The sequence below is a fragment of the Amycolatopsis sp. NPDC059021 genome, assembly GCF_042739895.1.
Lineage (GTDB): Bacteria > Actinomycetota > Actinomycetes > Mycobacteriales > Pseudonocardiaceae > Amycolatopsis.
Genome location: NZ_JBHYIQ010000198.1, coordinates 1 through 5905, shown reverse-complemented (window position 1 = coordinate 5905; position 5905 = coordinate 1). Strand labels below are relative to the sequence as shown.

Below are 5905 nucleotides of genomic sequence, written 5' to 3'. Positions count from 1 at the left end.
CTCCGTTCGGGACGCTGATCGTCTCCACCGGAGCGTTCGCGACAAAAGCGGCCCCACACCCCAAAGTGTCCTTTGTGGATTCTTAGTCCGTCATTGGCCGGGATAGGGACCGACCTGATAGACGAGCAGGGCGATCTGGACGCGGTTCTCGGCGGCGGTCTTGGCGAAGATGCGGGAGACGTGGGACTTGACCGTGGCTTCGCTCATGTGCAGATCGGCCGCGATCGCCGCGTTCGAGCTGCCCGCGGCGACGGCCTCCGCCACCTCACGTTCCCGCTCGGTCAACCGCGCGAGCCTGTCGCGTGCGTCGGCGGTCGCGGCGGAATCGGACTGTCCGATGGTGGCGACGAGTCGCTGGGTAATCGCCGCGGAGAACACGGAGTCGCCCGCGGCGGCGACGTGCACGCCCCGGATGATCTCTTCGGGGGCGGTGTCCTTGAGCAGGTAACCGTTGGCGCCGGCCCGCAGCGCCTCCACGACGTAGGTGTCGAGCTGGAAGGTGGTGAGGACGAGCACCGGGTTCGAGTAGCCGCTCGCCCGCAGCTCACGGGTGGCCGCGATCCCGTCCAGTACCGGCATCTGCAGGTCCATGAGGACGACGTCGGGCGCCATCTCACGCACCATCGCCACCGCCTGACGGCCATTGGTGGCCTCGGCGACGACGCGCAGGGCGGGGTCGGCGGACAGCACCATGCGGAGCCCGGTCCGCACCATGGCGTCGTCGTCGACGAGCAGCACCTGTGTCACGTCCACGGCAGTTCCGCGTTCAGCACAAACTCTCCTGCGTCGGTTCGACCATGGCTCAGGCTCCCACCCGCGAGGACGGCCCGTTCCCGCAGGCCGAGGAGCCCCCGACGTGACCCTGGCACGTCCAGCGCGTCGGCCACCACCCGGTTGCCGACGCGCACCCGCACCATATCGTCGGTGCGGTTCACCAGCACCGTGACGTCGGCTCCCGTGGCGTGCTTGCGGGCGTTGGTCAGTCCTTCCTGCACGATCCGGTAAGCCGCCCGGCCGATGCCGGGCGGCGCGTCGCGCAGATCCCCGTGCACCGTCAGCGTGATCCGTTGCCCTGCCGCGCGGGCTTCGCCGACGAGGTCGTCGAGCCGGTCGAGTCCCGGCTGTTCGAGTGACGCGGCCTCGTCGGCGCGCAGCACGCCGAGTGCGGTGCGCAGCTCCTCCAGCGCCTGCACCGCCGCCGACCGGATGAGGTCGCCCGCGGAACGGACCTCGTCCTGGGACAGACCGTTGGCCACGGTCAGTCCACCGGCGTGCAGGGTGACCAGGGAGATGCGGTGCGCGACCGCGTCGTGCATTTCCCGGGCGATCCGCGCCCGTTCGGCATACCTGGCCTCGGCCGCACGCAGCTCCTGCTCCTGTTCGGCGCGTTCGGCCCGTTCGCGGTAGAAGTCGACGAGCTTGTGCTGCGCCTGCTGCAGGGCTCCCCATGCGCTGAACGCCGCCGCCATCGCCGCGTTGACCACGATGGTCAGGCTCAGGGAGTTGTTGCCCGAATACACCAGCCAGAACACACAGCCGGAGACGACGTTCATGACGGCGACGGCGAGCGCGACCCACAGCCTCCGACGGCGCGCCACCGCGTAGAGCGCGAGCATGTTGGCGAATCCGGCCGAGGCGACGACCGAGGCGACAGCGGCCAGGGTCACGGCCACGACGACGGGTGCCCGGTTACGCAGGACCAGCGCGAGGCTGGCGAGTGCGCCCACCGCGACGTCCAGCACGCGCGCCACACCGCCGGGCCCGGACTCCAGCACTCCGTAGAGCAGCGCCAGTCCGCCGGCGAACGAGAGCAGCACCAAGGTCGCCGTGCGCCCTGCCGCCAACCAGTCCGGCCCGTGGCGGGTGGCCCCCGCGTTCTGGATCACCTGACCGAGACTAGCCAGTGCCGTCGTCCGGGCATCCGTCGCTGGATGGGCGGCGGCTACGACTTTCGTCGATCGGACGGCCACCCGGCGCCGATGCCGCCGACGTCTTCGACGACCAGTGTTGCCGCCATGAGCTACGACAACGACGCGTCCCGCGGCGGGACCGCCCCGCACCCCTTCCGCGCGCTGGTCACCGACATCGTCCGGCCGGTCCGGCACGACCTCGACCCGGCGCGCAGGCGGCTGCTCGTCGCCCGGCAGGTCGTGGTCCTCGCCGGCACGGCGATGACCCTGGTCCAGGTGATCGTCTGGCTGATGATCGCCATTCTCGGCGGAGGACTGCGCGAACCGTGGTGGCTGTGGACCGCGATCCCGGTGGCGCTCGCCACCGGCGTGCTCACCGGCATCGACCGGTGCCTGCCGGATCGGGGCGAATGACCGTGCCCACGATGACGTCCGTCGATTGCCCGGTCCGGCTGGACTCGGTGCGCAAGACCTACGGCTCCGGCGAGGGCGCGGTGGAAGCGCTTTCCGGGGTCTCCGCGAATTTCCTCCCCGGCACCTTCACCGCGGTGATGGGCCCGTCGGGATCCGGGAAGAGCACGCTGTTGCACTGCGCGGCCGGGCTCGACAAGCCGAGCGCGGGCCGCGTCACCCTGGTGGGAACCGACCTGACGGGCAAGAGCGAGACCGAGCTGACCGAGCTTCGCCGTCAGCACGTCGCGTTCGTCTTCCAGTCCTTCAACCTGATGCCCGCGCTGAACGTCGAGCAGAACGTCACCCTGCCGACGCTGCTGGCCGGCCGCGAGCCGGACCGGGCGTGGGTGGACCAGGTGATCGCACGGGTCGGGCTGGCGCAGCGCGTCGGCCATCGCCCCGGTGAGCTTTCCGGCGGCCAGCAGCAGCGCGTGGCGATCGCCCGTGCGCTGGCGGCCCGCGCGGCGGTGGTGTTCGCCGACGAGCCGACCGGCGCGCTGGACACGAACACCGCGCTCGAGGTGCTGAACCTGATGCGCGAGCTGGTGAGCGCGGGCCAGACCATCGTGATGGTCACGCACGACCCCGTGGCGGCGTCGTTCGCGGACGACGTGCTGTTCCTGGTGGACGGCCGAATCGTCACGCGGATGGCGACGCCGGACGTCGAAGCCGTCGCGGCCACCCTCGCGCAGCTCGGTGCCCAGGCCAAACGGGGACAGCGGTGAGCCCGCGGCGGGTGGTGTTCGGCCTGGCCCTGGCGAGCCTGCGGTACCGCGTGGCCGCGTCGCTCGCGTCGTTCGTCGCGATCCTGATCGGCTGCGGCCTGCTGATCGCGTGCGCCGGGCTGTTCGAGACCGCGTTCGTGCTGCGGGCGCAGCCGCAGCGGCTCGCGGCGGCCCCGGTCGTGGTCGGCGGTTCGCCGGCCTTCAAGCTGCCGGACGAGGAGTCGCAGGTGGTCCCGTACGTCGAACGGGCCGGGCTGCCCGTGGACAAGATCGCCAGGATCGCCGCGGTGCCGGGCGTGGAACGCGTGGTCGCGGACGTGTCGTTCCCGGCAACGCTGCTGCGCGACGGGACGCCCCAGGTCTCCGGCCCGTCCGTCCTTTCCGGACACAGCTGGGACTCCGCCGTGCTCGGCGGCTACGTCCTGCGCCAGGGCGGCCAAGCGCCCGCCGCGGACCAGGTCGTGGTCGGCTCGGCCACCGCGGACGCGAACGGGATCAGCACGGGCGCGACCGTCGACGTCGTGGTGAACGGGCAGAAGCGGTCCTTCGTCGTCACGGGGATCGCCGAGCATGTGCGGCAAACCGCGTTCTTCTTCTCCCCGGCCGACACCCAGCGATTTTCCCCGCATCCGGGCCGCGTCGACCTGGTCGGCGTGTTCCCCTCCGAAGGCGTGGACGCCGGTGATCTCGCCGCGCGCGTCTCCACGCTGATACCTGACGTCAGCGTGCTGACCGGCGACGACCGAGGCGCGGCTGAGTTCCTCGGCGTGGCCAACAGCCGGCTGCCCCTGATCCTCCTGGCCGCGGTGTTCGGCGGGATGGTGCTGGTGGTCATGGCACTGGTCGTCTCCGCGACGATCAGCCTCACCGTCCGGCAGCGGCGGCAGGAGATCGCGTTGCTGCGGGCCACCGGCGCGACGCCGAAGCAGGTACACCGGATGGTGCTCGCCGAGACCATGGTCGTCGGCGCGATCGCCGCGCTGGGCGGCGTAGTCCTCGGCAGCCTGCTCGGCAACCGGATCTTCGACACCAGCGTGTCGCTCGGGATCGTGCCGGACGAGTTGCTCTTCCAGCAGGACGTCATCGCGTTCGCCGCGGGCGTCCTCGCCACGCTCGCGATCGTCTACGCCGCCGCGTGGTTCGCCGCACTGGCCGCGGCGCGGGCCCGGCCGATCCAGGCGCTGGCCGAGGCCGCGATCCCGAGCGCGAAGGTGCACCCGGTGCGCCGCACCGGTGCGGTGATCTGTGCCGCGGCGACCGTGCTGCTCGCGGGCACCACGGTGTTCATGCCCGCCGACACGGCGGCGGCGATCGGCGGCCCGGCGGTGCTCACCGGCGCCATCGCGGTGGCGTTGATCGGACCGGAGATCATGACGTTCGTTGCCGATCGTTTCGGCCCGTTCATCCGGCGGGTCGCGGGCCGCGACGCCACGCTCGCGGTGATCAACTCGCGCGCCCGCGCGGTGGCGTTCGCCGCCGTGCTCACGCCGATCACACTCGCCAGCGCGGTCGCGCTCGGCAACGTCTACTCCGAGACCACGGCTCAGAAGGCTCAAGTGGCGGCGTACACCAGCCAGCTGAAGGCAGACGCGGTGGTCAGCACGGACACCGGCGGGATCTCGCCCGACGCGCTCGCGCGGATCCGCAGCACCCCGGGCGTCGGCACGGCGTCGCCGCTGGTCACCAGCTCCGGCTGGATCGAGCAGCCCTACGACGGCAACGGCAGCGACCCACTGCGCCTGCTCGGCGTCTCCGCCGAGGACCAGGGCGGCACGGTGCTGGCCACCGACGTGACACGGGGTTCGCTGAAGGACTTGACCGGCGACACCGTCGCGCTGCCGCAGGACGTCGCGGACCGTCTGACGCTCAAGGTCGGTGACAAGATCACCCTGCGGCTCGGCGACGGGGCGCGGGCCCAAGTGACCGTCGTCGCGCTGCTCGACAGCCCGTCGAGCTACGCGAGCATGGTGTTGCCGGCCGAGCTTCTCACGCCGCACACCACCAGCGGACTGCCCGCGCAGGTGCTGGTGAAGGCAGCGGGCTCGAACGACGTCGTATCCGCGCTGACCGGCCGCCTGACGGACTGGCCTGGCCTGAGTGTCGGCGACGCTTCGGCGCTGGCGAACAACTTCCAGGCCCGCGCGGACGTGGAAGCGATGATCAACTACCTGCTGGCCGTGCTCGCCATCGCCTACGCGGCGATCGCGGCGGTGAACACCCTCGCGGTGGCCGTGCTGGGCCGCCGCCGGGAGTTCGGCGCGCAGCGCCTGGCGGGCGCGGACCGCGGTCAGATCCGGCGGATGCTGTTCGTCGAGGGCGGCATCGTCGCGGTGGCCGGGCTGGTACTGGGCACCATCATCTCGCTGTTCACCGTGCTGCCCATGGCCGTGACGACCGGGCAGATCGTTCCGTCCGGGCCGATCTGGGTGTTCCCCGGCGTGGTGGTCGCGGTCTTCCTGATCGTGTGGCCGGTCACCGCGCTCTCCGCGCGCCTGGCGATGCGCCGCGGCCCGATCGAAGCGGTCACACTTCCCGGACAGTGAGCTTCCCGGGCGGAGGACGTTCGGCGGGCGCGTGGCGACATCGCCCGTCGCGAACGGACCGTTCGCGACGATCAACGCCGCGAACGCTCCGTTCACGACACCGACACCCCGCGCCAGGACACCCCACCCACGCCGCGAACGCTCCGTTCAGGACGCTCAACGTCGCGAACGCGTCGTTCGCGGCACCGGCGTGCCGTGGCTGGGACCCCACTCTTGTCGCGAACGCTACAGTTGTTGGGGGTGGACGCGGAAAAAAACACGTGGGGGGGAGGCC

Annotated in this window: 5 protein-coding genes; 3 read left to right on the top strand and 2 right to left on the bottom strand. The window is 71.4% G+C overall.

Annotated elements, in window-relative coordinates:
• Window positions 1-90: 90 nt before the first annotated feature.
• Window positions 91-753: a response regulator gene (locus ACFWX1_RS47775; protein WP_378396585.1), complete on the bottom strand. Its 663-nt coding sequence runs from the start codon at window positions 751-753 to the stop codon at window positions 91-93.
• Window positions 744-1886, bottom strand: a complete 1143-nt coding sequence (locus ACFWX1_RS47770) for a sensor histidine kinase (protein ID WP_378396584.1) — start codon at window positions 1884-1886, stop codon at window positions 744-746. The genes ACFWX1_RS47775 and ACFWX1_RS47770 overlap by 10 nt, the downstream gene beginning before the upstream one ends.
• A 129-nt stretch (window positions 1887-2015) precedes the next feature.
• On the opposite strand from ACFWX1_RS47770, the gene ACFWX1_RS47765 reads away from it, so the two are divergent.
• The 3 genes from ACFWX1_RS47765 to ACFWX1_RS47755 are packed head-to-tail and all read left to right on the top strand — an operon-like array spanning window position 2016 to window position 5631.
• On the top strand, window positions 2016-2324 hold the full coding sequence (locus tag ACFWX1_RS47765) for a hypothetical protein (protein WP_378396583.1): 309 nt from the start codon (window positions 2016-2018) through the stop codon (window positions 2322-2324).
• Window positions 2325-2335: 11 nt separating this feature from the next.
• The gene (locus tag ACFWX1_RS47760; RefSeq protein ID WP_378396582.1) at window positions 2336-3088 is read left to right on the top strand and encodes an ABC transporter ATP-binding protein; all 753 of its coding nucleotides are present in this window, start codon (window positions 2336-2338) and stop codon (window positions 3086-3088) included.
• Window positions 3085-5631, top strand: a complete 2547-nt coding sequence (locus ACFWX1_RS47755; protein ID WP_378396581.1) for an ABC transporter permease — start codon at window positions 3085-3087, stop codon at window positions 5629-5631. Before ACFWX1_RS47760 ends, ACFWX1_RS47755 begins: the two co-directional genes overlap by 4 nt.
• The last annotated feature ends 274 nt before the right edge of the window (window positions 5632-5905 follow it).